This is a genomic window from Methylosinus sp. Sm6, assembly GCF_019802345.1.
Taxonomy (GTDB): Bacteria; Pseudomonadota; Alphaproteobacteria; order Rhizobiales; family Beijerinckiaceae; genus Methylosinus.
In genome coordinates, this window is record NZ_JAINDZ010000106.1 from 1 (window position 1) to 1,756 (window position 1,756).

Below are 1,756 nucleotides of genomic sequence, written 5' to 3' on the forward strand. Positions count from 1 at the left end.
AACGCTTCCACGGCTTAAAATGAGCTTTCAACGCGCGCGCAATGCGGAGGCGGCGCGTCGGCTCCGCGCTCGGCTCGGTCTCGCGCGCCGTTCGGCGCGGAATGTCGGGAGTATCGCGACCAGCGGAAGGGCTGCGAGGGAGACAGCTGTCTCCCTCCCGCGGCGGGGCGGTGCGTGGCCATAGTGACCGCATGATCCACACCGATGCAAGCCCTCCCCGCCTCGCGCTCTGCCACGCCGTCTCGGCAACGGCGATCGGCGAAGCCATCGCGCTCAATCTCGAGGGCGAGGCGCTTCCCGATTGGGTGATGGTGGCGCCCGCCGGCCCAGTGCTGCGCGGCGCGGACGGCCGCATGTTCAAGATCGCCGATCCCGCCGCGCTCGTCGCCGCCACAATGGCGCGCGGGCTGAAGCTGCCGATCGACATCAATCACGCGCAGTTCCTGAAAGCGCCGCGCGGCGAGGAGAGTCCCGCCGCCGGATGGATCGAGGAGCTGCAGGCGCGCGACGGCGCCGTGTGGGGGCGCGTCGATTGGACCGAGAGCGGGCGCGCGGCGCTGGCGGCGCGCTCCTATCGCTATCTCTCGCCGGCGCTGCTGCATGACGACAAGGGCGCGGTGGCGGCGATCGCCGGCGCCGGCCTCGTCAATCGGCCCAATTTCAGCATGCCCGCGCTCAATGCGCATCAGGAGAACGACATGGACAAGGAGCTGCTCAAGAAGCTCGGCCTGCCCGAGACGGCCTCGCTCGCCGATGTGCTGGCGGCCCTCGAGAAGATGCAGACGTCGCTCAATGCGACGCAGACGCCCGCTCTCTCGCTCTATGTGCCCCGCGCCGATTACGACGCGGTGCTGGCGCGCGCGACCGGCGCCGAGGCGGCCCTCAACGCCGCCGCCGAGGGCGACCGCAAGGCCAAGGCGGCCGCGCTCGTCGAGCAGGCCGTGAAGGACGGCAAGATCGCGCCGGCGACCAGGGATTTTTACATCGGCCTCTGCGCGACCGAGGCGGGCCTCGCCGAAGTGACGAAGTTCGTCGGCCTGCAGCCGAGCGTGTTCACGCCCTCGAACATCGGCAAGACCGAACCGGCGACGCAGGTGGCGCTCAACGCCGATCGAAAGGCCGCCGCTCTGGCCATGGGCCTCGACGAGAAGGCCTTCGCCGAATTTCTCGCCGCGCAGCCTGCAGCCTGATCCGCGCGCCTCATAGGAGACATCGGCGATGGCCGCTTTGCAAAAGGGACATCTGGTCCGCGAACGCTACAGCACCACGACGCGCCGCCTGCCCGTGGCGGCGTCCACCGTCATCTGGGAAGGCGCGATGGTCGCGCTTTCCGGCTCCGGCTCCGCGGCGGTCGCCGTGCCGGCCTCGGCCAGCAACACGCTGAAGATCGTCGGCGTCGCCATGGCCAATGCGGATAACCGCCTCGGCGTCGACGGCGCGCAGAGCGTCGAAACGAAGGTCGGGATCTTCCTCTTCGACAATGCCGCGGCCGATCCGATCGCGCTCGGCGACATCGGAGCAAACGCCTATGTCGTCGACGATCACACCGTCGCCAGGACATCGAACAGCAATGCGCGGCCGGTGGCCGGCGTGATCTACGACGTCGAGGCCGCCGGCGTCTGGGTGCGGTTCTCCTGAACCGGCGATCCGTCTCTCGAGGAAAATGAACCATGCCTGCGATCATCACGCCGTCGGTTCTCGACGCGATTTTTCAGAGCTTCAACTTCATCTTCAACGACGCTTTGAAGGGCGTCAC

General features: G+C 68.3%; 2 protein-coding genes. Both read left to right on the top strand.

The window, feature by feature from the left end:
* Window positions 1–170 precede the first annotated feature (170 nt).
* Window positions 171–1,190 (top strand): phage protease, encoded by a 1,020-nt coding sequence (locus tag K3F48_RS23690; RefSeq protein WP_222577895.1) that lies wholly within the window; start codon window positions 171–173, stop codon window positions 1,188–1,190.
* Between the two features lie 28 nt (window positions 1,191–1,218).
* Window positions 1,219–1,638, top strand: a complete 420-nt coding sequence (locus tag K3F48_RS23695; RefSeq protein ID WP_255609730.1) for a hypothetical protein — start codon at window positions 1,219–1,221, stop codon at window positions 1,636–1,638.
* Window positions 1,639–1,756 lie beyond the last annotated feature (118 nt).

What these genes read in the sequence shown, in the direction of transcription:
- K3F48_RS23695 (WP_255609730.1), top strand. Translation starts at nt 1,219, where the DNA reads ATGGCCGCTTTGCAAAAGGGACATCTGGTCCGCGAACGCTACAGCACC.